18 protein-coding genes are annotated in these 24,420 nt (G+C 65.6%); 8 read left to right on the forward strand and 10 right to left on the reverse strand.

Features of this window, described 5'->3' with window-relative positions; all coding sequences use genetic code 11:
- Nucleotides 1-5: 5 nt before the first annotated feature.
- On the reverse strand, nt 6-2,684 hold the full coding sequence (gene aceE, locus ACNH6H_RS25010) for a pyruvate dehydrogenase (acetyl-transferring), homodimeric type (RefSeq protein ID WP_418320979.1): 2,679 nt from the start codon (nt 2,682-2,684) through the stop codon (nt 6-8).
- 159 nt (nt 2,685-2,843) lie between these two features.
- Between aceE and ACNH6H_RS25015 the strand changes: the two genes are divergently transcribed.
- Genes ACNH6H_RS25015 through ACNH6H_RS25025 form a run of 3 tightly spaced genes read left to right on the forward strand, consistent with a single transcriptional unit; the run spans nt 2,844 to nt 5,551 of the window.
- Entirely contained in the window at nt 2,844-3,629 is a 786-nt protein-coding gene (locus ACNH6H_RS25015; RefSeq protein WP_418320980.1) for an FCD domain-containing protein, read from the forward strand.
- 46 nt (nt 3,630-3,675) lie between these two features.
- Nucleotides 3,676-4,572, forward strand: coding sequence for a VOC family protein (locus tag ACNH6H_RS25020; protein WP_418320981.1), 897 nt, complete (start codon nt 3,676-3,678; stop codon nt 4,570-4,572).
- 31 nt (nt 4,573-4,603) lie between these two features.
- Entirely contained in the window at nt 4,604-5,551 is a 948-nt protein-coding gene (locus ACNH6H_RS25025) for an AEC family transporter (RefSeq protein ID WP_418320982.1), read from the forward strand.
- A 9-nt stretch (nt 5,552-5,560) separates the two neighbouring features.
- Here ACNH6H_RS25025 and ACNH6H_RS25030 read toward each other — a convergent pair whose 3' ends face one another.
- A complete protein-coding gene (locus ACNH6H_RS25030; RefSeq protein ID WP_418320983.1) occupies nt 5,561-7,228 on the reverse strand; it encodes a hypothetical protein in 1,668 nt (555 codons plus the stop codon).
- Between the two features lie 1,118 nt (nt 7,229-8,346).
- Here ACNH6H_RS25030 and purU point away from each other — a divergent pair.
- From purU to ACNH6H_RS25050, 4 genes are read left to right on the forward strand one after another with little or no spacing between them, the layout of a single operon-like run.
- Complete coding sequence (gene purU / locus ACNH6H_RS25035) at nt 8,347-9,210, forward strand: formyltetrahydrofolate deformylase (RefSeq protein WP_418320984.1); 864 nt, start codon at nt 8,347-8,349, stop codon at nt 9,208-9,210.
- 54 nt (nt 9,211-9,264) lie between these two features.
- Nucleotides 9,265-10,479, forward strand: a complete 1,215-nt coding sequence (locus tag ACNH6H_RS25040; protein ID WP_418320985.1) for a 6-phosphofructokinase — start codon at nt 9,265-9,267, stop codon at nt 10,477-10,479.
- A 12-nt stretch (nt 10,480-10,491) separates the two neighbouring features.
- Nucleotides 10,492-11,670 (forward strand): acetyl-CoA C-acetyltransferase, encoded by a 1,179-nt coding sequence (locus ACNH6H_RS25045; RefSeq protein ID WP_418320986.1) that lies wholly within the window; start codon nt 10,492-10,494, stop codon nt 11,668-11,670.
- On the forward strand, nt 11,670-12,824 hold the full coding sequence (locus ACNH6H_RS25050; protein ID WP_418320987.1) for a CaiB/BaiF CoA transferase family protein: 1,155 nt from the start codon (nt 11,670-11,672) through the stop codon (nt 12,822-12,824). The genes ACNH6H_RS25045 and ACNH6H_RS25050 overlap by 1 nt, the downstream gene beginning before the upstream one ends.
- 9 nt (nt 12,825-12,833) lie before the next feature.
- On the opposite strand, the gene ACNH6H_RS25055 is transcribed toward ACNH6H_RS25050, so the two are convergent.
- From ACNH6H_RS25055 to ACNH6H_RS25080, 6 genes are all read right to left on the reverse strand, one after another.
- A complete protein-coding gene (locus ACNH6H_RS25055; protein ID WP_418320988.1) occupies nt 12,834-13,598 on the reverse strand; it encodes a hypothetical protein in 765 nt (254 codons plus the stop codon).
- A gap of 209 nt (nt 13,599-13,807) precedes the next feature.
- On the reverse strand, nt 13,808-14,629 hold the full coding sequence (locus ACNH6H_RS25060; protein WP_418320989.1) for a hypothetical protein: 822 nt from the start codon (nt 14,627-14,629) through the stop codon (nt 13,808-13,810).
- On the reverse strand, nt 14,622-20,390 hold the full coding sequence (locus ACNH6H_RS25065; protein WP_418320990.1) for a hypothetical protein: 5,769 nt from the start codon (nt 20,388-20,390) through the stop codon (nt 14,622-14,624). Before ACNH6H_RS25065 ends, ACNH6H_RS25060 begins: the two co-directional genes overlap by 8 nt.
- A 55-nt stretch (nt 20,391-20,445) precedes the next feature.
- Nucleotides 20,446-20,877: a hypothetical protein gene (locus ACNH6H_RS25070; protein ID WP_418320991.1), complete on the reverse strand. Its 432-nt coding sequence runs from the start codon at nt 20,875-20,877 to the stop codon at nt 20,446-20,448.
- A 20-nt stretch (nt 20,878-20,897) separates the two neighbouring features.
- Nucleotides 20,898-21,455 (reverse strand): DUF4123 domain-containing protein, encoded by a 558-nt coding sequence (locus ACNH6H_RS25075; protein ID WP_418320992.1) that lies wholly within the window; start codon nt 21,453-21,455, stop codon nt 20,898-20,900.
- Nucleotides 21,452-21,958, reverse strand: a complete 507-nt coding sequence (locus ACNH6H_RS25080) for a hypothetical protein (RefSeq protein ID WP_418320994.1) — start codon at nt 21,956-21,958, stop codon at nt 21,452-21,454. The genes ACNH6H_RS25075 and ACNH6H_RS25080 overlap by 4 nt, the downstream gene beginning before the upstream one ends.
- Nucleotides 21,959-22,116: 158 nt before the next feature.
- Between ACNH6H_RS25080 and ACNH6H_RS25085 the strand changes: the two genes are divergently transcribed.
- Entirely contained in the window at nt 22,117-22,953 is an 837-nt protein-coding gene (locus tag ACNH6H_RS25085; protein WP_418320996.1) for a crotonase/enoyl-CoA hydratase family protein, read from the forward strand.
- A gap of 32 nt (nt 22,954-22,985) precedes the next feature.
- Here ACNH6H_RS25085 and ACNH6H_RS25090 read toward each other — a convergent pair whose 3' ends face one another.
- On the reverse strand, nt 22,986-23,390 hold the full coding sequence (locus ACNH6H_RS25090; protein ID WP_418320998.1) for a hypothetical protein: 405 nt from the start codon (nt 23,388-23,390) through the stop codon (nt 22,986-22,988).
- Between the two features lie 44 nt (nt 23,391-23,434).
- Nucleotides 23,435-24,418 (reverse strand): MDR family oxidoreductase, encoded by a 984-nt coding sequence (locus tag ACNH6H_RS25095; protein ID WP_418321000.1) that lies wholly within the window; start codon nt 24,416-24,418, stop codon nt 23,435-23,437.
- Between the last annotated feature and the right edge of the window lie 2 nt (nt 24,419-24,420).

Here is a 24,420-nt window from a genome sequence, read left to right on the forward strand (position 1 = left end):
TCGGCTCAAACGGTCCAGGGCGCGGCCCGCTCGGTATCGAGCCCGTATTTCTTGATTGCATCGGCGACCAGCTGCGGCTTGACGACGCCGTCGTCGGCCAGTGCCTTCAGCGCGGCGACCGTCACGTGGAAGCGGTCGACCTCGAAGAACCGGCGCAGCTTGACGCGGTAGTCGCTGCGGCCGAATCCGTCGGTGCCGAGCACGGTGTAGCGCCGGCCGGCGGCCTGAACATATTCGCGCACCTGGTCGGCGTAATTGCGCATGTAGTCGGTCGATGCGATGACCGGGCCCTCGTTGCCGTCGAGGCAGCTCTCGACCCAGCTTCGGCGGCGCTTTTCGGTCGGATGCAGCAGGTTCCAGCGCTCGGCGGCCATGCCGTCGCGGCGCAGTTCATTGAAGCTGGTCGCGCTCCAGATATCGGCTGTCACGCCGAAATCGTCGCGCAGCAGATCGGCCGCAGCGATCACCTCGCGCAGGATGGTTCCACTGCCCATCAGCTGCACTCGCATGCCCTTCTTGGCCTTGCCGCCGTCGCGCAGCTTGTACAGCCCTTTCAGGATGCCTTGCTCGGCGCCGTCGCCCGCATCGGCCATGCCGGGATGCGGGTAGTTCTCGTTCATCAGCGTGATGTAGTAGTAGACGTCCTCCTGCTCCTGATACATCCGGCGCATGCCGTCGCGGATGATCGTCACCACCTCGTAGGCAAAGGTCGGGTCGTAGGAAATGCAGTTCGGAATCGTGCCGGCGAGGATGTGGCTGTGTCCGTCCTCGTGCTGCAGGCCTTCGCCGTTCAGCGTGGTGCGCCCGGCAGTGCCGCCGAGCAGGAAGCCGCGCGCGCGGATATCGCCGGCCAGCCAGGCGAGGTCGCCGACGCGCTGCAGCCCGAACATAGAGTAGTAGATGTAGAACGGGATCATCGGCACGTCGTTGCTGCTGTACGAGGTCGCCGCGACGATCCAGCTCGACATCGCGCCGCCTTCGTTGATGCCTTCCTGCAGCACCTGGCCGTCCTTCGATTCGCGGTAATACATCAGCTGGTCGGCATCCTGCGGCTTGTACAACTGGCCGAGCGACGACCAGATGCCGAGCTGGCGAAACATGCCCTCCATGCCGAAGGTGCGCGATTCGTCGGGGACGATCGGCACGATGTGTTTGCCGATCTGCTTGTCGCGCACCAGCGTGCCGAGCATCTGCACGAAGGCCATCGTCGTGCTGATCTCGCGTTCGCCGGAGCTGTCGAGCAGGCGCTGGAAGGTCGACAGCGGCGGCACCGGCAGCGAGGCCGATTGGCGCCGGCGCTGCGGCAGGTAGCCGCCGAGCGCGGCGCGCCGCTCGTGCAGGTATTTCATCTCCGGGCTGTCGTCGGGCAGCTTGACGAAGGGCACGTTCGCCAGATCGTCGTCGGCGACCGGAATCTGGAACCGGTCGCGAAAACCCCGCAGCGCATCCTGCGTCATCTTCTTCGCCTGGTGGGCGATCATCTGGCCTTCGCCCGATTCGCCCATGCCGTAGCCCTTGACGGTTTTCGGCAGGATCAGCGTCGGCTGGCCGGTGTGCCTGACCGCTGCGGCGTAGGCGGCAAAGACCTTTTCAGGATCGTGGCCGCCGCGCGTCAGGCTCCAGATCTCGTCGTCGCTCATGTCGGCGACCAGCGCCCGCGTCTCGTCGTATTTGCCGAAAAAATGCTCGCGCACATAGGCGCCGCTCTTGCTCTTGAAATCCTGGTATTCGCCGTCGACGCATTCCTCCATTCGCTTGAGCAGCATGCCGCTGTTGTCGTTGGCGAGCAGCTTGTCCCAGCCGCTGCCCCACAGCACCTTGATGACGTTCCAGCCGGCGCCGCGGAATACCGATTCGAGCTCCTGCACGATCTTGCCGTTGCCGCGCACCGGGCCGTCGAGCCGCTGCAGGTTGCAGTTGATGACGAAGATCAGGTTGTCGAGCCCCTCGCGGCCGGCCAGCGAAATCGCGCCGAGCGATTCGGGCTCGTCCATCTCGCCGTCGCCCATGAAGGCCCAGACCTTGCGCGGGCCGGTCTCGGCGAGGCCCCGGCCCTGCAGGTATTTCAGGAAGCGGGCCTGGTAGATCGCCAGCAGCGGGCCAAGGCCCATCGACACGGTCGGGAACTGCCAGAAATCGGGCATCAGCCATGGGTGAGGGTAGGACGACAGGCCCTTGCCCTCGGTCTCCTGCCGATAACCAAGCAACTGTTGCTCGGTCAGCCGCCCCTCCATGAAGGCGCGCGCATAAATGCCTGGCGAACTGTGGCCCTGGATGAAAACCAGATCACCGCCATGCGTGTCGGTCGGTGCATGCCAGAAGTGGCCGAAGCCGATGTCGTACAGCGTCGCCGCCGACTGGAAACTCGCGATGTGGCCGCCGAGTTCGGAACTGTCCTTGTTCGCGCGCAGGATGATCGCCAGCGCATTCCAGCGGATGATCGAGCGCAGCCGGTGCTCGATCGCACGGTCGCCGGGCGACTTCTCCTCGTCCTCCGGCGCGATCGTATTCTTGTACGCCGTCGTCAACGAGCGCGGCACATATACCCCGTCGGCGCGGGCCTTGTCGACCAGCCGGTTGACGAGGTAGTTGGTGCGTGTCTTGCCGCGCCAGGCCTGCACTGCGCTCAGCGCATCGAGCCACTCACTGGTTTCGGTCTGGTCGATATCGTCTTCGGGATTCATCGCGCCGTCCTGTCGGTGTATGGTCGTATCGCAGACCCATGTTTGCACCGATTCGCCGGGGGAGACATCGGTGGTAATACTGGTCAGACCATCGGCATCCGCTGATATTCTGTTGTCATCTTCCGTCATCGCCATGATGGCGGGCGTGCTGCCGACACCGTGCCGAATACCACCGACTCACGCTTCAGCGCCGTTGCGCGACCCCGCAAGCCGCGGCTGTCCGAGACGATCACCGAGCAGATCGAGCAGATGATCGTCGCCGGCCAGTTGCGGCCCGGTGATGCGTTGCCGTCGGAACGCGATCTCGCGAAGGATCTGGGCGTATCGCGCCCGTCGTTGCGCGAGGCGCTGCTGCTGCTGGAAAGCCGCGGGCTGGTGCAGGCGCGGCGCGGTGGCGGCTATGGCGTCACCGACATCACCGGGCCGATCATCACCGACCCGCTGGTGCACCTGCTGCAGCGCCATCCGTCGACCGTCGACGACGTGCTCGAACTGCGCCATGGGCTCGAATGTGTTGCCGCGTCGTTTGCCGCGATCCGCGCCACCGACGCCGATGCAAAGCGGCTGCGCGAGATGTCGGCCCAGATGCGCAAGCGGCGGCGCGAACGCGAGCCGCTGGAGGATGCCGACCTCGATGTCGACTTCCACATGGCGGTGGCCGAGGCCTCGCACAATGTCGCGCTGGTCCACGTGATGCGCGGCATCTTCAACCTGATGCGCAGCAACATGATGCGTTCGCGCGAGGTCTTGTATCGCCAGTCCGGCAACATCGCACTGCTCGACGATCAGCATGTCGAAATCGTCAAGGCGATCGTTGCCCGTGACCCGGTGGCAGCGCGAAATGCCGCCAACCTGCACCTGAGCTTCATCCAGACCAGCCTGCGCGAGATCGGGCAACCCGTCGCGGCGAAGAAGCGGTCCCGGCGTTCTGCGACCAAAGCCTGAGCAGCAGCGCCCGCGCTCCTGCCTCTCGGCGTAGCATTGCCGCGAGATGAACCAAGCAATCCCATGTCCGTTTGACCGCCGCAGCCAGGACGTCGGCAACCTGGTCGAATTCGGCCATGTCAATGTCCGTGTGCCGGACCAGCAGCAGGCGACGCTGTTCTACGTCAGCGGGCTCGGGCTGACGCGCGATCCATTCATCCACACCGGCATCGACAACATGTGGATCAATGTCGGGCGTTGCCAGTTTCACCTGCCGACCGGTGCGCCGCAGGTGCTGCGCGGCAGGGTGCATCTGGTGCTGCCGGATCTGCCGGCATTGCTGTCTCGCCTGAGCACCGTTGCGCCGCGGCTCGCGGGCACAGGCTTCGGCTTCGAGGCGCACCGCGAGCATGTCGATGTCCGCTGCCCGTGGGGCAACCGGCTGCGCATCCATCCGCCGCAGACTGCGTTCGCTGCATCGCTGGAGCTCGGCATGCCATGTGTCGAAATCGATGTCGCGCCGGGCCGGGCTGAGCCAATCGCCCGTTTCTACCGCGAAATGCTGGCTTCGCCGGGCCGCGTCGGCCGGGATGCCGACGGTGTGTTCGCCGATGTGCCGGTCGGTATCGGCGAGCGGCTGCGTTTTCGCGAGACCGGCCGCGAACTGCCGGCCTACGATGGCCACCACCTGCAGGTCAGCGTCGCGGATTTTTCGGGCGTGCACCGTCGGCTGCTCGAGCGTGGGCTGGTCACGATGGAAACCGACGAAAGCGAATACCGCTTCCAGGACATCGTCGATCTCGACAGCGGTGCGGTGCTGGCGACGATCGAACACGAGGTGCGCAGCATGCGCCATCCGATGTTCGGCCGCAGACTCGTCAACCGCGATCCATCGATATCGAACCGCGCCTGGGCCGAGGGCCACGAATCATTGCGCTGGACGCTGCCGCCGGGCGCTCGATGAGCCGCTTGCCCGATCGGGCAGGGTGCCGCCGATGCTGAACGTGCTCGGCGTCACCGCGCCGATCTACCTGCTGATCGCGGCCGGTTTCATCACGGTGCGCATGGGCTGGATGGCCGGCAGCGACATGCGCATCCTCGGCCGCTTCGTCGCGCAGTTCTGCGTGCCCGCGCTGCTGTTCCGGGCCGTGACGCGCCAGCCGCTCGACCAGGTGCTGCACGGTGATTTTCTGTTCGTCTATGCGGCCGGCTCGCTGCTGACGGTGGCTCTGGTGCTGGCCGTCGCGCTGCGCCTGCGCCGCGCATCCTTGTCGCTCGCCGCGGTGCAGGCGCTCGGCGCGGCCGGCTCGAACAGCGTATTCATCGGCTATCCGCTGGCGCTGCAACTGATCGGCCCGAGCGCCGGCATTGCGCTGGCGCTGACCACGCTGGTCGAGAACATGCTGATCATCCCGCTGCTGCTCGCGCTCGCCGCCAGCGGCAGCGGCGAACGGCGGGCCGGACCGGTGCTACGCGCAACCGCGCTCGGCTTGCTGCGCAACCCGATGATCCTGGCAATCGTGGCCGGTGCGCTGGTCTCGGCATTCGGCATCGGCCTGCATCCGGTGCTCGACCGGACCGTCGCGATGGCGGCGGCGGCTGCGCCGCCGACCGCATTGTTCGTGATCGGCGGCACGCTGGTCGGCCTGCAGCTGACCGGCATGCGCGCCGACATCGCGCTGGTGGCCGGCGGCAAGCTGCTGATCCATCCGCTGTGCATCGCATTGTTCGTCTGGCTGCTGCCGCCGGCCGATCCGCTGCTGCGTGCGGCGGCTGTGCTGTTTGCCGCGATGCCGATGCTGAGCATCTATCCGGTGCTCGCGCAGCGCTTCGGCCATGAGCGATTCAGCGCCGCGGCACTGCTGGCTGCGACGGTTGCGTCATTCGTGACGATCAGCCTGGCGATTGCCCTGATCCCGGCCGGGTGGATCGCCTATCGCTGAGGCCTTGCCCTAGGCACTTCTCCGCCAGACGGTGGTCAGCACACGCAGCTTGGCCCAGATGGAGAGCCGCTCGTCGGAGACGGCATCGAGAAAGTCCGACAGCCGCTTCGACTTCGACATCGTGTAGAAGGTCAGCACCATCGTCGCGACGAAGACGACCGCAAACCAGCTCAATTTGCGTTGCAGCGGGGCATCGGCTTCGGCGAGCAGGTTCATGCCGAGAAAGCCGGTCGTCACGGTACCGACCAGGCCGAGGATCGTCACGACGGTCAGCCTGACGATCGTATTGGCCTGGCGGCGCTGGCTGTCGGCGTCGAGGTAGGTGTTCATGTCGGCCATCCGTTCCTTGACCTCGGCATACAGCGGGTCGAGGCCGAGGTGCTGCGAGCACATCTGGAACAGCCCGCGGATCTGCGCCTGTTCCGACACCTCGTGGAACCAGTAGCGGTGCGTGAAGCGCAGAAAACCCTCGAAACTCCCGCGAATCGCGCGCTTGAAACGCCGCACGCTGGCCGCGTCGCCGATGTCGAGCGCCTTCAAGGCCTCGACCAGGCGGTCCGAGAACATCAGCAGCGACGCCTTCTGCAGGTGGGCGATCAGGAACAGCATGAAATGCTGGTGACGAAACTGCGCCAGCACGCCGCGGTCCGGACAGGTGAAGAAGCGGCTGCCGGCATCGCCGACCACGACGATCGCGTGGCCGCTGCACAGGTAGCGGGTATGCGGCGCAGCACCGCCCGGGGTCCAGAACCGGTCGTAGCAGAAGCGCTGTTCGAAATCGGCCAGGTGCGGTTCCGCATACGGCAGGTCGATCGCATCGGGCGCAGCCGCGCCGGTCACCAGCCCGAGCCGGACAAAATCGCTGCGCGTCAGGGCCTGCGGATCGTCGACGGCAAGGTAGGCCAGCATCGGCATCCGGTAGTACTCGATCTGCCGGTAGCGCAACTCGCCGGGTGTTTCGCTGTGGTCGTTGACCAGCGGGCGCAGCAGAAAGTCCCAGTGGCTGGCGATGCGTGGCGCGCGGTGTGCTGCCAAGTGGCTCAGAAAGATGTCGCGCTGCTGCGCATCGGACGCAGCCAGCACGCTGCCGTCGGCGGCCAACCACTCGACGCTGTGCAGGCAGTGCAGTGCCCGCCCGTCGTCGTCCCAGCCGGCCGGGTAGGCGCGGCCGAAGCGGTACATCAGCTCCTGGGCCTGCGCCAGCTGCAGGCCTTCGGTCGCGACCTCGACATTGAGCATCACGACATCGACGTCGAAGAAGAAATACAGGTCGACGTGCACCACGTGCAGTGTCAGAGCGGCTTCGTCGCTGCGGGAAACGATGCGGATCGCTGCGATGTCGCTGCGCCGGAAGACGCGCATCGGCGGCCCCGGATCGCCGCGCTGCGGCCCCGACGCAGCGCGTCCCTCGCCATACAGGAACTGCTGCACATAGGGCAGGAAGGCGACAAACTCGTTGTAATGGCGCTCGTGGAAGCCGTCGCGGTCGCCGGTATATTCATCGACGACCTCGCGCCACGGCGACGCGTCGCCGAGCGCGCGCAGCACCTCCCACGGCCGCTGCTGCGCGGCCCCGGCCAACGGCATCAGCCGCAGCGGCCACAGCAGGATCTGGCGCAACTGCCGAACCGCATTCGATGCATTACTCATTGGTGGTTCGGCGGTGGAGGTGGGCATGACGGGAGTGTAGGCAAGTGCAGGCCGGGCGAAGGGTCGGCAGCTTTGACTGGATTCGGCCCGGAGCGGCCGTTGATTTCGCTGGATGGGCTGACTTTGTGGGAGGGGCTTCAGCCCCGATTCGGGCTTATGCCACATAGCAGGACGCAGCGGCGCGGCAGACCGTTCCGACTCATTACTTCCCATCAACCGAGAGCAAAGGCGCGGTCGGGCGGCCGCTTGCGCTTAGATGCTTGCCCTCGCGCCGGGCGCTCGGGTTCCCTGCGATGCTCGGTCTTGTGGCCCGTCGCGGAAACTCGCTGCACTCGCTTCGCTCGTTACGCTCAAACAGTCCGCGACAAGCCAGTTGTTGATGCTCGCTGCGCTCGCGGGCCACAAAACCTCCGCTTCTCGGCTGCGCATATGCGCGCCAGCAGCCACCCGCCCACGCCTTTGCTTCAGCACCGAGGACTTCGGCGAAGCGCACCATCGTTGCAGCGCGAAAGGCGGTGCCCGGGCGGGGCGATTTATGCGGCGGCGAGAAGCGGAGGTTCAGGGTCGGCGAGCGCAGCGAGCATCAACAAACATACTCGCGGCGGTTGTCCGAGCGCAGTGAGCGCAGCGAACGTAGCGAGTTCCGCCGCGTGACCCTGGACCGAGCATCGCAGCGCAGTCCGAGCGCCAGCGAGGACCGCCGCATCATGAGCCACGACCGGGTGCCGCCTGCCGCGCCGCTCGGTCTTGGCATGCAATTCGAAGGGCATGCGCGCGGCCAAGATCCCGAATCGGGGCTGAAGCCCCTCCCACAAAGTCTGGCGCGGCCCAGGCGCCAGATGTCCGCTCCGGGCCGCAAGCGCCTGCATGGGGCACGGCCCGGCGCCCGAATCGTTCCCGAGGGCTCGGCCGTTCGGCTCGCATCGGTCAGCAGGCAACGAAGGGAACACCCCGGCGAGCCGAATCGAATCGGCGGTTCAGAGCAGCCCGCGAACAGTTGCATCGATCAGCAGGAGTGCCCGGGCTGTTCGTGCAGCAGCCGGGCCATCTCGACCGCATGGCCAAGGAAGCGGGACAATTGCATCTTTCAACGCTGCTGCAGCGCCTCAACGCAGGGCTTTGAGTCAGCCCCGCCTGCCGAATTCATGAGCGATCGAATCATCCTGACCACCGCCTGCCGCAACCGCCCCGGCATCGTTGCCGCCTTGTCGACCGCGATCCTCGAGATGGACTGCAACATCCTGGATTCGCAGCAGTTCGACGACCTGCACAGCGACCAGTTCTTCGGTCGCATCGTGTTCGACCGCTGCGACCTCGGCGAACTCGACGAGGAGGCTGTCCGCGCGCAGTTGCAGCCGGTCTTCGAGCGCTTCGCGATGAAGACCACGGTGCGGCTCGCGTCACGCCGCCGCCGGGTGCTGCTGATGGCGTCGAAATTCGACCACTGCCTCGGCGACCTGATGTACCGCTGGCGGATCGGCGAACTGGAGATGGATGTCGTCGGCGTCGTCTCGAACAGCCCGGCCGAGACCTACCGCCACCTGTCGCCGCTCGGTGTGCCATTCCACCACCTGCCGGTGACCGCCGAGACAAAACCGGCGCAGGAAGCGAAGCTGCTCGAGATCATCGAGGCCAACGGCGTCGAACTGGTCGTGCTGGCCCGCTACATGCAGATCCTGTCTGACGAGCTGACGCGCAGATTGGCGGGCCGCTGCATCAATATCCACCACAGCTTCCTGCCCGGCTTCAAGGGTGCGCGGCCGTATCACCAGGCCTTCGATCGTGGCGTCAAGGTGATCGGTGCCACCGCCCACTATGTGACGGCCGACCTCGACGAGGGCCCGATCATCGAGCAGGACATCGAACGCGTCAGCCACCGCGACCAGCCCGACGAGCTGGTGCGCAAGGGCCGCGACATCGAGCGCCGGGTGCTGGCGCGGGCGGTGCGCCACCACCTGGAGGACCGGGTGCTGCTGAACGGCAACAAGACGATCGTCTTTCCGGAGTAGGGCTGCCCGGCGCGCTACCATGTGCCGATCTTTCGGCATCCATGAGGTGGCAGCATGTCGTCAGGCAAGATTCTGGTTGCACAAGGGGGCGGGCCGACTGCGGTCATCAACCAGTCGCTGGTCGGTGTCGTTCTCGAGGCGCGGCGCTTTCGCGAGGTCACGCGGGTCTACGGCGCGCAGCACGGCGTGCGCGGCATCGTCAACGAGGATTTTGTCGACCTGACGCAGGAGACCAGCCACAACCTCGAGATGGTCGCGAAGACGCCTTCATCGGCGCTCGGTTCGACCCGCGACAAACCCGACCTCGCGTATTGCCAGGAAATGTTCAAGGTGCTGCAGGCGCACCAGATCGAGCATTTTTTCAACATCGGCGGCAACGATTCGTCGGATACCGTGCGCATCGTCGAGGAGGAGGCGCGCAAGGCCGGTTATCCGCTGCGCTGCGTGCACATTCCGAAAACCATCGACAACGACCTGGTGCTGAACGACCATACGCCGGGGTTTCCGAGCGCCGCGCGGTTTGTCGCCCAGGCCTTTGCCGGCGCCAATCTCGACAACGCGTCGCTGCCCGGCGTCTATGTCGGCATCGTGATGGGCCGCCATGCCGGCTTTCTGACCGCCGCATCGGCACTCGGCAAGAAATTCGCCGACGACGGGCCACACCTGATCTACCTGCCGGAGCGCGACTTCTCGATCGATGCCTTCCTGCGCGACGTCAAGGCCGCGTACGAGCGCCATGGCCGCTGCGTTGTCGCGGTCAGCGAGGGCATCCACGATGCCGACGGTCAGCCGATGCTGGTCAAGCTGGCAAAGGATCTGGAACGCGATGCCCATGGCAACGTGCAGCTGAGCGGCACCGGTGCACTCGCCGACCTGCTGTGCGAGGAAATCAAGAACAAGCTCGGCATCAAGCGGGTGCGTGGCGATACCTTCGGCTATCTGCAACGCAGCTTCGTCGGCTGTGTCAGCGATGTCGACCAGCGCGAAGCGCGCGAGGTCGGCGAGAAGGCGGTGCAGTATGCGTTGTGGGGCGATCGCAGCGGATCCGTCGCGATCAAGCGCAATGGTTATTACTCGGTCGACTACGAACTACTGCCGCTCGAAGCGGTGGCCGGCAAGACGCGCACGATGGAAGATGAATTCATCGCGTCGTCGGGCACCGACGTGACCGATGCGTTCCGGCTTTATTTGCGGCCGCTGCTCGGCTCCGGCATGCAGGATGCGTTCAGGCTGCGCCCGAACCCGGTCGAGAAAATTCTGAAACGTTGACGAGGTCCTGAATTGACAGAAGCCTATATCGTTGCCGTGGCCCGCACGGCCGGAGGCCGCCGCGGTGGCCGCTTGTCGGGCTGGCACCCGGTCGACCTCGGCGCCCAGGTGATCGATGCGCTGGTCGCGCGCAGCGGCGCCGATCCGGCGGCGATCGATGACGTGATCTTCGGCTGCGTCGGCCAGGCCGGCGAGCAATCGAGCAATGTCGCGCGCAACGTGGTGCTCGCATCGAGCCTGCCCGAATCGGTGCCCGGCACGTCGATCGACCGCCAGTGCGGCTCGTCGCAACAGGCGTTGCATTTCGCCGCGCAGGCGGTGATGTCGGGGACGATGGACATCGTGATCGCCGGTGGAGTCGAAAGCATGTCGCGGGTGCCGATGAACATGCCGTCGGCGCTGCCGCGCAAGCATGAGCTCGGTTATTACATGAGCCCGCGGATGCAGTCCCGGTATCCGGACATCGAATTCAGCCAGTTCGTTGGCGCCGAGATGATCTCGCGCAAATACGGCCTGCAGCGCGAACAGCTCGATGCCTATGCGCTGCAAAGCCAGCGGCGAGCGATCGCGGCGACGCAGGCCGGCTGCTTCGATGCCGAACTGCTGCCGGTCGAAACCCGCCTTGCCGACGGCACCGGCAACGGCGAGCTGCACCGAGTCGACGAAGGCATCCGCTTCGAGACCTCGCTGCAGGCGATTGCCTCGGTCAAGCTGCTCACCGAAGGCGGCACGATCAGTGCAGCCAATGCGAGCCAGATCTGCGACGGCGCATCCGGCGTCGTCGTCGTCAACGAACGCGGCCTGAAAACGCTCGGCGTCGAGCCGCTGGCCCGCATCGTCCATTTGAGCGTGATCGGCCATGACCCGGTGATCATGCTCGAGGCGCCGCTGCCGGCGACATTGGCGGCGCTAAAGAAGGCCGGCATGTCGGTCGACGACATCGACCTGTTCGAGGTCAACGAGGCCTTTGCGTCGGTGCCGCTGGCCTGGTTGCAAGCGACTGGCGCCGATCCCGAGCGGCTCAATGTCAATGGCGGCGCGATCGCGCTCGGCCACCCGCTCGGCGCGTCCGGCACGCGGCTGATGGCGACGCTGGTCAGCGCCTTGCGCCAGCGCGGCAAGCGCTACGGCCTGCAGACGATGTGCGAGGGTGGCGGCATGGCCAATGTGACGATCATCGAGCGGCTCTGATGACGCAGACCGACACCCGCAAGCAAGGGCCGCTGGCCGGCCTGAAGGTCGTCGAGATGGCCGGCCTCGGGCCGGGGCCGTTCTGCGCGATGATGCTTGCCGACATGGGCGCCGAGGTGTTGCGCATCACCCGTCCGCCGACCGGCGCGCCAGCGATCGTCGACGGCAGCTACGACGTGCTGAACCGCGGCCGGCCGGCGCTGGCGCTGGACCTGCGGCAGCCGCAGGCGGTCGAGACCGTGCTCGATCTGGTCGGCGTCGCCGATGTGCTGGTCGAGGGCTTCCGGCCCGGCGTGATGGAGCGCATGGGGCTCGGCCCCGATACCTGCCTCGAGCGCAACCCGCGGCTGGTCTACGGCCGGATGACCGGCTGGGGCCAGTTCGGCCCGCTGTCGCTGGCGGCCGGCCACGACATCAACTACATCGCATTGAGCGGAATGCTGCATGCGATCGGCCCGGCCGACGCAGCGCCAACCCCGCCGCTGAACCTGGTCGGCGATTTCGGCGGCGGCGCGATGATGCTGGCGTTCGGCGTGATGTGCGCGCTGCACGAGGCGCGGCAGTCCGGCAAGGGTCAGGTCATCGATGCGGCAATGACCGACGGCGCCGCGCTGCTCGGCGCGATGATGTACGGCATGAAGGCGGCCGGCAAATGGAGCAACCGGCGCGGCGACAACCTGCTCGATGGCGGCGCGCCGTTCTACGCCACCTATGCCTGCGCCGACGGCAAACATGTCGCGATCGGCCCACTCGAGCCGCAGTTCTACGCGCAGCTGCGCCGCCTGTGTGATCTGCAGGACGATCCGCTGCTCGATGCGCGGGACGACCCGGCGCGCTGGCCCGAACTGCGGGAGCGGCTGAGCGATCTGTTCCGTACCCGCAGCCGCGACGAATGGTGTGCGCTGCTCGAAGGCAGCGATGCCTGCTTCGCGCCGGTGCTCGACTGGGACGAGGCGCCGGCCCATCCGCACAACCAGGCGCGCGGCAGCTTCGTCACCGTCGATGGCGTGCTGCAGCCGGCGCCTGCGCCGCGGTTCAGCCGGACGCCGGCCGGGGTGCCGGGCGCGGCCGGCAGCCAGCCATCGGCAGCAAATCTGTTGGCAAGCTGGGGTATTGCGGCTGATCGGATCGCTGGCTTGGATACTGGCAGCTGACGACGACGATCAATCAGCGGCCGCTGCCAGCGTCCCCCGCAGCGCCTGCAGGCAAGCCGTTGCCAGCGGATCGACCGGTGCCAGTTGCTCTCCGCGGCGGACTGCGGCCACCTGCACCAGCAAGCGCTCGAGTGCCGTCATCCTGCGGTCGATGTCGGTTCGAGTCGACAGCAAACGGTCGGCTCGGATCTGCGCGATGAACGCGGGCATCACCGCGACGAGACGATCGTCGTCGAGGGCACGCCACGATTGGCCCAGCACGGCGGCCGAATCGAGCGAAGGTATCCGATAGATCTGTTGAACCACGGTGGCGTCTTCGTCCTCCGCGGAATCCTCATCTGGCTGCTGCGATGCAGCTTGCTGCGACAGCATCTCCGCCATCACGTCGACCTCGGCCTGCGAAGCCCCTGCAGCAACCGTGCGCAGCGCAATCACGGCGCGCATCGTGCGACACAGCATCGCAACCGGGTTGGCCGGAACAAATGGATCGGGGCTCGTCAGCAGTTCGATCATCCGGTCGCGTGTTGCGGCCAAGAGATGGCGTTGGAACAGCGGCGCCAACGCCGCAAACGCGGTATCGATGTCTTGTTCGTCGAATGCATGAAGGACTCCCCACAGCTCGCCCAGTGAAAAATTGACGTCGGTCTGCTCGAGCAGCGACGTCAGGAGAAGGGCGGACGGACCGCTGTTCCCGCCGCGTTGCCGGGCCAGCACTGCCAGCCAAGCCAACAGGTCGGGATTGCCGGGCCGATCGAACAGCGCCTGGCGCAGCAATGCGATTGGTGACGGGTTCGACCCTTTTTGACACGCCTTGTGCCACAAGTCCGCCCAGTTCGGCCCAGCGGGATGTGCCGCATGGACATCGGCGCGCGAGCCGCCTGCCCATATCCACAAGGCAAGGCTTGCCGTCCTGCCCGCATAGTGTTGCGACAGGAATTCAGTCACTGCCTGGTCGAGGGGCTGCATCGTTGCTTCGGTTCTGCTCATCGCACGATCTGCAACTCGCCGTCGATCCTGGCCAGAAAACACTTGTAGTAGCCGATTCCGTCCTCGTCGTCAGGCTTCTCGCGCAGGATCGGCAGCCAGTCCTTCGCAATCAGTTCGACCATCCGGTCGCCGGCGCAGCAGCGCAGGTCGTATCGGGAAGGGTCGAGCGCTTCCATTCCCCACCAGTCCTGCGCGGTCTCCTCGGCCATCACGTCGCGAATCATCTGCTGCTTTTCGCCCGGGATCAGTTGATACGCCTTCTCACCCTCGGTCAGCCTGTGCCGGCTCAGCGCAAGAAACAGATCGACCTCGCCGCGCTGCAGAGATGCATGCAGCGCCTGCATCAGGGCATCGATCTCGGCCTGCACGTCGGCGCCGGTGCCGAGCACGGGTGAATCCTGCCAACGCCAGCGGCCGTACAGCGGGCCAAGATCGACGACGGTCGAGCAGATCTGCGGGAAAACGCACGTGGTTCGCCGGCTCGGCGCCTGCCATTCGACAGCCATCATCTCGATGCCCTGCCCATCGCCGACCGTCGCACCGACCGGGTAGCGCGACACCTTGGCCCAGGCACGCTCCTTGTCGACGTTTCGCCAGTCGCGATTCCGCTCCGCGCCCGTCAGCGCCTCGCCCGGCGTCGGCCCCGGATTGACGACAATCGCCAACTCGTTGACACCATCGACAAAATGGTCGTCCATCGGGCCGCAGAAAAAGCGGCCGATTTCCGGGCCGCGAATGATCACCGGGATATCGTTCAGGTAGAACTCGGCGACGCAGCCTTCAGCGGCGCATTCGAGGACGAGGTAGGACTCAGCCATTGCGATCTCCGCCTTTCATCGGCGGCACCACTTTGTACCGTCTCATCTGGTCGCGGGGTGGAGGATGCGGTACCAGTTCCCGTTCATCGTCGGGCAACAGCGCCTCAATTTGATCGTCGCTTGCCTCCACCGCCACGGTGACCGTGCGCAGCCTCGCCCAGACCCGGAGATCCGACGCCGCACTGGTCAACCTGGCCGCTTCGGTTTTTGCGTTGATCGCCTTGACCTCCTTCTCGATCTCCGCGATGGTGTCGCGAAGTTCCTTTTGCCGAGGCGCGATCTCCTTGCGGGTCTTGCCGGCAAGTTCGTACTCTGCTTCCGACAGCGTCTTGGCTTGCTCGTCGAGACTCGGTACCAAAGCCTGCAGTTCGTCGAGCATTTCGCGTACCCTCAGGAATGCCTGGTCGGCTTTCTGCGCATGCTCTTGCAGCTTGACCTTGACCGGGTGTTTCGGCCGCAACCGGCCGCGTCTGGTCGAGCCGGTTTCCTGCTCGAATGTGCTTTTCAGGCGATCCCAGTATCGGCCGGGACCATCCTTCAGGAGACTGCTCTCATCAACGTGGAAACCTGTCGTCGTCGCGATCAGCTCGATCCGGGTTTCGTCCCAATCGTGCACCGCCGCTGTCAGGAAATCTTCCCGACGATCGCGCTCGGCGGCAACCCGGGCCAGCTGTTTGCGGATGTCGTCCCAGGCGGCGCCCGGCTCGCGCGGGACGACCATCCGCGAACGCGGTGATCCAAGCGGGTCGCCAGCGAGTATCGGAACGATCTTGCGCTTCTCCTTGAACAGCTTGCAGGAGGCGGTGGCAACGAACGACAGGCCGATGAAATAGGTCTCGGCTTCCATTCCGGGGTGTTCCTCGAGCCGGCGCGCCCGGATCTTGTAGCCGGTCTTCACCGCCGCGTTGCATTGCAGGATGTTTTCGTGGATCAAGACGAGGTTGGCCCCGAGCTCGGCTCGGGTCGCCGCCTGGTACCACGACCCATCGCCGGATTTTTCGAAGCTGCCGCGTTCGCTGGCGCCGGCCGTGTCGGGCTGCTCGACCTCGACCTCCACCGCCATGCCCAGTGCCTGCTTCACCGTGCCCTTGGCGGCTTCGACCGTCTCGACCGCCTGCTCCGCCTTCTGGCGGATGCCATTCACCAGCCGGGTGGTGGTCGCCTCATCCGGGTAGTCAGACGGCGCACTCTCGGTCGGTCGGGTGACCTGCTTCGGCCCCTTCACCTCCCAGGATGCCGTATAGCCGAAATCCAGTGTGATCAGGCCATACAACACGCACTCGAACTTGACGAACAGGATGCGCAGACGGGGCCCGATATAAAGCCTGAAATAAATGCGGGCGACCGTCAGTTCGGTGCCGGCCTCCTCCCAATAGAAGACGCGGTGGTCGTCGAACTCCTTGAAACCCCATTGCCAGTCGAGTTCGCCCTCCATGATCGCGATGCCGACCTCGAAGCCCCAGCCGACCGTCGGCATCAGCCCCTGCAAACCGTTCCAGACATCCTGCACGGCCCATGTCGACTGAAGTACCTTGACCATCGACTCGGCAACCGCCAGTGCCTGGCCGTGCAAGCCATTCTTGTTTCCGTTGTGCAGCAGCATGACTTCGCCAGTCGTGCTCGGGAACAGCGACTTCGCGCCGCGGTACATCTTGCCCAGGAGACTGTCGGTCTCCTCGTTCTTGAACGGAGCCCGCTCGAGCTGGTTGGTCCCCTGGAACGATCTCGACCGGTCATTGCTTTCGCCGCCGGCGCGAGCCGTGGTGTAGAGATCATCGATCCGGATGCTCAGGTTCTGTGTTCTCGACGGGTCGTCGTCGAAGCCGATCGTGTCGTCCTCGCTGCTGGCGGCCCGCCCGTCCTTCGCGATCTCGAACGGCGTCAGCTCCGGTCCGTCGAAATGCAGTACGAACTCGTCGGATGGAAAGACCTGGATCATTGCGCCCAGCGCACGCGTTTCCGCGTCGGCCGAGTCGCAATCGGTGCCGCAGCACTCGGCCACGATCCGGTACTGCTTCAGTCGCATGCTCTTCGGGCTGCGCGGCATGTCGCCGCGCGGCAGGCCAGGTGCATGTGGCTCGATACCCTGCAGCAGCGTGTTGATCAGGCCGAGCGCAGTCGACGCCAGTGACGCGAGAAATTCAGCGCAGGCCTGCGCGGCTCGCGCGGCGGATGCTGCGGCGTCGCGCGCGAACTTCGCGGCCTGCTGCAGCAACCGCGCCAACTTGGCGGCGACTTCATGCGCGGCCTCGAGGGCTGCGCTTGCTGCATCCTGAGCTGCACCGGCGACTTGCCGCGCCAGCTCCTGCGCCGCATCGACCAGCGCGTTGGCCAGTTTTTCGGCGGCCGCCGCCACCTGCTCGGCGAGTTTTCTGGCTTTGTCGGCAATCTCCTTGGCCTTGCTGGCAATTTTCTGCGCCTGATCGATGGCCTGCCTGTAGCGCCGCCTGACTTCGTCGGCGATGCCCCGGCCGAGGGCTTTGACTTCGGCAGCGATTCGTTTTGCCAGCGCTTCGGCTTGCCTGGCCACACGTTTCGCCGCCTTTGCAACCTGCCTGGCCAGTTCTGCTGCATTGCGAATCGCCGCGTCGGCCACCTTCGCAACGGCCTCGGTGGCGGCGGCTGCAGCGTCGACGACGGCCAGCGCGGTTTCCCATGCGGCCTGGGCGGCTTGCTGGGCCGCTTCGGCAGCCGCATTCAACGCATCGACGATGGGCTGTGCACCGTTGATGGCGAGCGCCAGCGCGGCTTCGGCCGCCGCCCCGGCGGCATTGATCGCGGCCGCCGCTGCAGCCTGGGCCGCGTCTGCGGCCGCTGCTGCGGTGCGTGAAGCCGCGGCAACGGCCTCGTCAGCCACCTCGCGGGCGACCGCCGCAGCCTTTTCTGCGGCGGCTCGGGCTGCCGCCGCAGCCCGCTTTGCCGCCTCTGCCGCCGCCTGTGCGGCGCGGGCCGCTTCTGCAGCCGCCTCGCGTGCGCGGTCTGCAGCCGAATTGGCAAGTTGCCTTGCCGCATCGGCGGCGGCTTCGGCGGCCTGCTGTGCCGCCCTGGCCGCAGCCTGCGCCGCTTCGGCTGCCTGCCTGGCCGCCGCAACCGCAGCGTCTCGCGCCGCACTCAACGCATCTTCGACGGCCTGCTCGGCCGCGCGGGCCGCCTTTTCCGCTTCGCGAAGGCCGTCTTCGGCAAGATCCTGCGCCTTCGCTGCCAGAACGGCCAGCACGCTCTCCAGATCCTCGAGCAGCGGGTCGAGATCATCGCGGTTTCGATAGATGTACTTGAAGAATTCCTTGATCGATTTTTCGGCGATCGATCCCTCGTCGTCCCAGCGCTGCTCGGCGCGGAATATGTCGCTGCTCCAGTCCAGTGCTTTCGAATCGGCGAGCGGGTCCTCGGTGCCATCCGGGGCAATCTCTACCACCCTCAACTTCGGGTGTTTGGCGCAGAACTCGCCTTCGAGTTCGATCTTCAAGTGCGTCTGGTGGTACTGGCCCTGGTTGCTGTCCTTGACCATGTCGGCGGACCCGGCAGTCACCTGGATCAGCGGAGGCTCCTTGGGCCGGTCGGGGTCGTAGCCGAGTTCATCCGCTGCGACAGCCTGCTCGTTGCGCACGACGAAGATGCCGGTGCGATTGGAACCGGGATGAATCTCCTTCGGCGGCTGGCCGGAATGCAACTCGGTCACCCGCAGCAACTTCAGATTGCACGGTTTCGACTTGATCTCCTGCTCCGGGAGTCCGCAGGGCAACACGGCAGGCGACCTGATGACGCGAATCGCCCTGACCGTCTCGGACAGTCTGCACAGGGTCTGGTCGTCGAGCTGCAGCTCGACCGGCCAGGTCGATTCGGTCTCGCCCTTGCGAAGCTTCAGCTCGGCACTGGATGGCAACGAGACATCGACATCCCGGTCGCCACGGCCGGCCGGGAACTCGAATGGGATCGGTGCCGGAAAAGCTTCGCAGCGGAGTTTGCCACTGATGGCCGAGCCACTGCCGCCGAGCCGGCAGATCCTGAAGCCGACTTCTTCGCCCTGATCCTTGTCGTAGACCGGTATCGAAGCGCCCTTGTTGTTCCAGCCTTTTTCAGGCGCAAACGTGACGACCGGAAGTGCCTGCTCCGCCGCCACGAATCGGTACGGAAGCGAAATCGATTCGCCGAGGCTGCACCAGCGCGGGTCGCGCAGCTTGATGAGGCCGGCGCAGGCCGTTTCGCTGGTGATCCGGAATCTGGCGGTGTGCGGTTCCGAAACTGCTTGTTCGGCCGCGTCGTCGACCCGCACCATCAGACGTTCGGTATCGACATCGAACTCCGGCGCGAAGATCTCCACATTTGCTGCCGGATAGTGAGCACCGGCGATACCGAGGTGTTCGGCACGTGGGCTGAAAATCGGACCGTCGAAGCGCACGTGAACCGTGGCGGTCTGTCCTGCCTGTTGTTGCTCCGGCGGGTCGATGCGCTCGATCGACACCGAGGGTTGCGCGGGCGGCTCCAACATCTTGATCAGACTTGCGCAGCGCAGGCACAGCAGCCGGCTGGCCGGGTCGCAGTTGTGCGCGCCTCGTTCGTTGATATTCTCAAGCAGCCATCGAGCCGGAAATTCGCCGTGTTTTCTCAGTGCACTTCCGGGTTGCAATGGCCGATGCCGCATGGCCCTAAGTGCATCGTTGAAATTTTCGTCGACCACATTGCGTTGCATGCGGTAGAACCAGTTCCAGCAGATGTCCGCTGGCACTCTGCTCGGCCCATTCGCCCACTTGTCCCTGAACAGATTCGCATCCAGCCGCACCCATCTCTGGCTGTTCTCCTCTCTCCTGACCGGATACTTCAGTCCCCACGTTTCAGTTGCATCGACCTCTCGAAAGGCAAAGCCGAGAAGCTTGTTGCCGAGGACATATTTGTTCGGCGACGCATGGCACAACATGCACGTGCCGCAATCCCGGCATTGGTAGTGATCGAGCGCCTCATCGATCTGTTCCAGCACGTGCTGCAACTCGTCTTGTGAAGGCGTATCCCTGGGATAGGCTTTCAAGCACTCCATCAGTGCCAGATCGCCGATGGCTTGCTTGACGGGGCCGAGGTTCTCCAAGATGGCGTCGACAACAGTCCCCCGTTGTGTAGCCGCGATGGCTTGCTTGTACCGCCCGCTGCGCGCGTTGCTGGATGCCTGGTTGCGAGGTTTCTGAGGCGCAGTGGGTTGCTGAGGCCCAGCACGTTGCCGCTCCACCTCGTGGTCCGCCGCAAGCCGTAGCAGCTCGTCGTGGTCATTGGCGTTCGCAATCGCATTGAGTTCATCTTCCGCATCGCGGATTATTTGATCTGCTCTGTCAACACGTTTCTGTTGCTGCCTGAGTTCCAACCGCAACCGATCCGTGTAATCGAGCGGTGGCAGCACGCCACCTCGTGGAGCCGCGGTGGCTTGCGGCTGGTACTGAGCGTCATCACGCTGCCGCTCCACCGGGGACAGCTCAAGTTGCAATGCGTAAATCTTGGCGTTCGCGCGCTTTCTGCGGTCCTTCGCGTCTTCGATGCGGCCTCGCAATGGCTCGTTCAGCTGTGCTCTCAATTTGCGCCAATGCCCCAGAATCGATGCCAGCTTCGCGAGCCCGATGTCGCCTGGCAGCGCGGCATGCAGTGCCTGGCAATTCAGCAACAGGAACGAACCCTCGCGGACGCCGCGTTCCAGAACCGACAAATCATCGCTGGTGAATTTCGCCACCCGGCCGTCGGTGCCGGCGCAGCGGCTGTTCCCGAAGCAGCAGCCGCTCATCGCGAACCCCCGCAAACCTTGCGCGGTGGCGATGCGGGCGCGGTGATCCTGACCATCAGCCTTCGCCAGCGGGGTCAGGTGCCATTGCGACGACCCGAATCCGTGTTTCCTCGTCGCCTGTTCCGGCCAACCCGCTCGCGGCGATCCTGCGTTCGGATTCGGCGACAAGTGCGTGCAGCCGCTGCCGGCTGCTGGCATGCCGTTTGGCCAGGATGACCCTGGCCCATGCGGTGGCGTCATCGACGCCGAAGCCGTGCCCCCAGCGGCGCACCAGCTTGACGAATTCGAAGATGTCGGCCTGGCGCACGAAGCCGTGCGACCGAGCCCGCTCGAAGCCGATCCGTACCGTTTCGCTCGCCTGGTGCCGGGCCGGGCGACGGGTGCCGGTGCGGTAGCTGCCGGTCAATGCCTGGATCATCCAGGCCTGCTGCTCCTGCTGGCGGGCAAGGTCGATCGCCGTCAACTGGGCTGTGCGGATCAGCAGCATGGTTCGACTTGTCGGGTTGATCAGTTGCCGCGGCCGATTGGCGCGTTGTCCGGCACCTGGCACAGGTCCCGGCCATCGAATGAGTAGGCGCGCAGCGTCGACATCGCATCCAGGCTCTCGGCATAAAAGATGCTGATCGGCCCGAACACCGCCCGCAGTTCTTCAGCGTTGCAGGTCGGCAGATACGTCCTCAAGACCCGCGGGTCGTAGAAACGGAACAACAGCTTGCGCCCGTCCTCCGTCTTGACCGTCAGCAGCTTGCGCAGATGGCCCCGCAACCTCGTGCCGTCGTTGAGCCGCGCAAAGATGCACCAGTTCCTGCCCCAGCAGAGGTCGAACAATCGGCGGGTGAACCTGTAGCGCGGCCCCAGTTCGACGATGTGTGGCGCAACATGCTTCAACGCTGTCGGCAACTCGCCGCTGTACAGGCATTCGTAGCCGAGGCGCGACGTCTGGAGCTCGGGATAGACCTGTGTGTCACGGGCACAGTCGAGGATGGCCCACAGGCTGCCGGGTGTCAGGTCGCCGTCCGGCCACATGGTCCGTTCGATCTGCCGATGCAGTTCGTCGCTGATCATGCCGCCGTCCGCTCGCGCTCTGCCTGCGCCCTTGCGCAGATTTCGCAGAACGGCACGCCTTCCTGTGCGGCCGAAGTGAGAACGGCAGCCATCGCCGCAACGTCAACCGTCGCTGGCATCGTCGTCGGCTCCGGCGGCGGCGCTGCGACTGGCGCCGAGCGACGACGCGAGACGGGCGGTGGTGGCTCTTTGGGCGGTACCGGCCTCACGGGCGTCAGCACCATCGGCTCTTCGTGGCGGGCCAGCCGATTGCAGATGCGCAATTCGCCGTTGTCGATGCGCTGCGCCAGCATGTCGACCAGGTCGGTATCGCTGCGCCGGCTGATTTCGAAGCTCTCGCTGCCATCGTCGGCCACCAGCCGCAGTGACGAGGCCGGTTCGCCGTGGCCGATGAAACGGCTCAGCCAGAAACTGGCCGATGCCGGGTCGCCGGCCTCGCAACCAGTGCATTCGTGCCTCTCGCACAACGTCCGGATGTCGAACCGGGAATACAGTTTGAGCATCGTGGCCAGTTCTGATTGGCTGCCCCCATTCAACCGTATCACAGGAGGGCCGCCAAGCCCACCGGGAAATTCGGGATCGGCCTGCGCGGTGCGCAGCGGCGGCTTGAACGCCGGACAGCGGAGCTAACATCGATCTCCGCCAACTCCCGGGATCGAACATGAGCGAGCGAATCACGCTGACGATCGAAGACGGCGTCGCCGACTTGCGGCTGAACCGCCCCGACAAGATGAATGCGCTCGATCCGGCGATGTTCGATGCGCTGCTGGACGTCACCGGGCAGCTGGCCTCGCGGGCGGACGTGCGGGCCGTGGTGTTGTCGGGCGAGGGCAGGGCATTCTGTTCCGGGCTCGACATGGCAAGCATGGCCGGGCTCGCCAGCGGCGACCCGAAAGCCGTTGCCGGCATCAATCCGGATCTGAACCCGGCCCGGCTGCGCGAGCGTACCCATGGGCTCGCCAATGCCTATCAGCAGGTCGCCTGGGCCTGGCACCAGTTGCCGATGCCGGTGATCGCCGCGCTCCATGGCGTGGCCTACGGCGGCGGCCTGCAGATCGCGCTCGGCGCCGATATCCGGTTGGTCAGCGCCGACCTGAAGATGTCGGTGATGGAGATCCGCTGGGGCATCGTCCCGGACATGGCCGGCATGGTGCTGATGCGCGGCTTGCTGCGGCCAGATGTGATGCGCGAACTGGTTTATACCGGCCGCACCGTCTCCGGCGCCGAGGCGGTGCAACTCGGCCTGGCGACGCGGCTGTGCTCCGATCCGCTGAACGATGCCCGGCTGCTGGCGCGGCAGATCGCGTCACACAGTCCGGATGCAATCTGCGCCGCGAAGCGGCTGCTGAACCGTGCAGCCGACGCGCCTGCGGCCGAGGTGCTGCTTGCCGAATCGGTCGAGCAGCAGCGCCTGCTCGGCCAACCGAACCAGATCGAGGCGGTGCGCGCCGGCTTCGAAAAACGGGCGCCACGCTTCGACAACCGCAGCGGCAGTTGACGCCTTGCCGCTATTGCAGAGCCGAGGGCCTGCTACCAGACGTTGCCTGCGCCCGGCGCGTAGGACTTCCCGATCACGCTGTCGGCGGTGATCGTCGTGCATTGCACGAGGCCGGAGAACTTGCTCACCGATGCATTCGTCTCGGACAAGCTGGCGGCGGTCTGAACCCTCACGTTGGCCGAAATCTCGACGTTGACGCCAGCCGAGATCAGCACGCTTTTGCTCGAGGCGATCACGACATCATCGTTCTGCACCTGGATCACCGATTCGAGCGCTGCGAGCCGTTCCTCGAGTTCGTTGACGCGATTGCGCAGCGCTTCGATCAGCGTATTGGTGTCGACGATCTTCGAAACGGTGACCGGTTTCCTGGTCTGCAGCGGCGCGACCCGCTTCATCGTCGATGTGCGCAGCGGGGTGGTGGATTTCGGCGGCAACATCGTGTGGACCTCCCATGCATCGGACAGGGGTCCAGAATAACGTCTCAGCGGTTGACGTCGACCACCGTGCGCCCACGCAAGCGCCCATCGAGCAGATCCGACGAGGCCGAGATTGCGTCGCTGAGCCCGATCTCGTGGGTCATCGATTCGAGCCGCTCCGGTGTCAGATGGCTGGCCAGCAGGTCCCAGGCGCGGCGGCGCTCATCGTTCGGATTGAAGACGCAGTTGATGCCGTACAAGGTGACGCCGCGCAGGATGAACGGCATCACGGTCGCCGGCAGGTCGAAACCCTGCGCGAGGCCGCACGCTGCCACTGCGCCATACCACTTCGTCGACGCGCAGGCATTGGCCAGCGTGTGGCTGCCAACGGTATCGACGACACCGGCCCAGCGCTCGCTTTGCAGCGGCTTGCCGGGCGCCGACAGGCTGGCGCGATCGATGATTTCCTTCGCGCCGAGCGATCGCAGGTAGTCCGTCTCGGCGGCGCGGCCGGTCGATGCGACGACGTCGAAGCCGAGCCCGGCCAGCAGCACGACCGCCACCGAGCCGACGCCGCCGGTCGAGCCGGTCACCAGCACCGGCCCCTTGTCGGGCGTCAGCCCGTGTTTCTGCAGCGCCATCACGCACAGTGCCGCGGTATAGCCGGCGGTGCCGATCGCCATCGCCTGCCGCGTGTCGTAGGCGGCCGGCAGTTTCAGCAGCCAGTCCGATTTCAGCCGTGCGCGCTGCGCGAGGCCGCCCCAGTCGGTCTCGCCGATGCCCCAGCCGTTGACGACGATGCGGTCGCCGGCCTTCCAGGAAGGGTCGTCGCTGCGCTCGACGACGCCAGCGAGGTCGATGCCGGGCACGAGCGGCCATTTCTTGACGATCGCGCCACGGCCGGTGATCGCCAGCGCATCCTTGAAATTGAGGCTCGAATAGTCGACGCGCACGTCGACATTGCCGGCCGGCAGCGCCGCCTCGTCGAGGTCGACCAGCGACGCGTTGGTTTTTGCATCGGTGCGTTGCAGCAGCAGGGCTCTGAACATCT

The sequence above is a fragment of the Pseudideonella sakaiensis genome (assembly GCF_048320135.1).
Lineage (GTDB): Bacteria > Pseudomonadota > Gammaproteobacteria > Burkholderiales > Burkholderiaceae_C > Ideonella_A > Ideonella_A sakaiensis_A.

Bases quoted from the DNA above. Each gene is read 5' to 3' on its own strand.
- ACNH6H_RS25060 (WP_418320989.1), bottom strand. From the start codon at position 14,629: ATGGCTGAGTCCTACCTCGTCCTCGAATGCGCCGCTGAAGGCTGCGTC.
- ACNH6H_RS25040 (WP_418320985.1), top strand. From the start codon at position 9,265: ATGTCGTCAGGCAAGATTCTGGTTGCACAAGGGGGCGGGCCGACTGCG.
- ACNH6H_RS25065 (WP_418320990.1), bottom strand. From the start codon at position 20,390: ATGAGCGGCTGCTGCTTCGGGAACAGCCGCTGCGCCGGCACCGACGGC.
- ACNH6H_RS25075 (WP_418320992.1), bottom strand. From the start codon at position 21,455: ATGATCAGCGACGAACTGCATCGGCAGATCGAACGGACCATGTGGCCG.
- ACNH6H_RS25050 (WP_418320987.1), top strand. From the start codon at position 11,670: ATGACGCAGACCGACACCCGCAAGCAAGGGCCGCTGGCCGGCCTGAAG.
- ACNH6H_RS25030 (WP_418320983.1), bottom strand. From the start codon at position 7,228: ATGCCCACCTCCACCGCCGAACCACCAATGAGTAATGCATCGAATGCG.
- ACNH6H_RS25095 (WP_418321000.1), bottom strand. From the start codon at position 24,418: ATGTTCAGAGCCCTGCTGCTGCAACGCACCGATGCAAAAACCAACGCG.
- ACNH6H_RS25085 (WP_418320996.1), top strand. From the start codon at position 22,117: ATGAGCGAGCGAATCACGCTGACGATCGAAGACGGCGTCGCCGACTTG.
- ACNH6H_RS25070 (WP_418320991.1), bottom strand. From the start codon at position 20,877: ATGCTGCTGATCCGCACAGCCCAGTTGACGGCGATCGACCTTGCCCGC.
- ACNH6H_RS25080 (WP_418320994.1), bottom strand. From the start codon at position 21,958: ATGCTCAAACTGTATTCCCGGTTCGACATCCGGACGTTGTGCGAGAGG.
- ACNH6H_RS25020 (WP_418320981.1), top strand. From the start codon at position 3,676: ATGAACCAAGCAATCCCATGTCCGTTTGACCGCCGCAGCCAGGACGTC.
- aceE (WP_418320979.1), bottom strand. From the start codon at position 2,684: ATGAATCCCGAAGACGATATCGACCAGACCGAAACCAGTGAGTGGCTC.
- purU (WP_418320984.1), top strand. From the start codon at position 8,347: ATGAGCGATCGAATCATCCTGACCACCGCCTGCCGCAACCGCCCCGGC.
- ACNH6H_RS25090 (WP_418320998.1), bottom strand. From the start codon at position 23,390: ATGTTGCCGCCGAAATCCACCACCCCGCTGCGCACATCGACGATGAAG.
- ACNH6H_RS25025 (WP_418320982.1), top strand. From the start codon at position 4,604: ATGCTGAACGTGCTCGGCGTCACCGCGCCGATCTACCTGCTGATCGCG.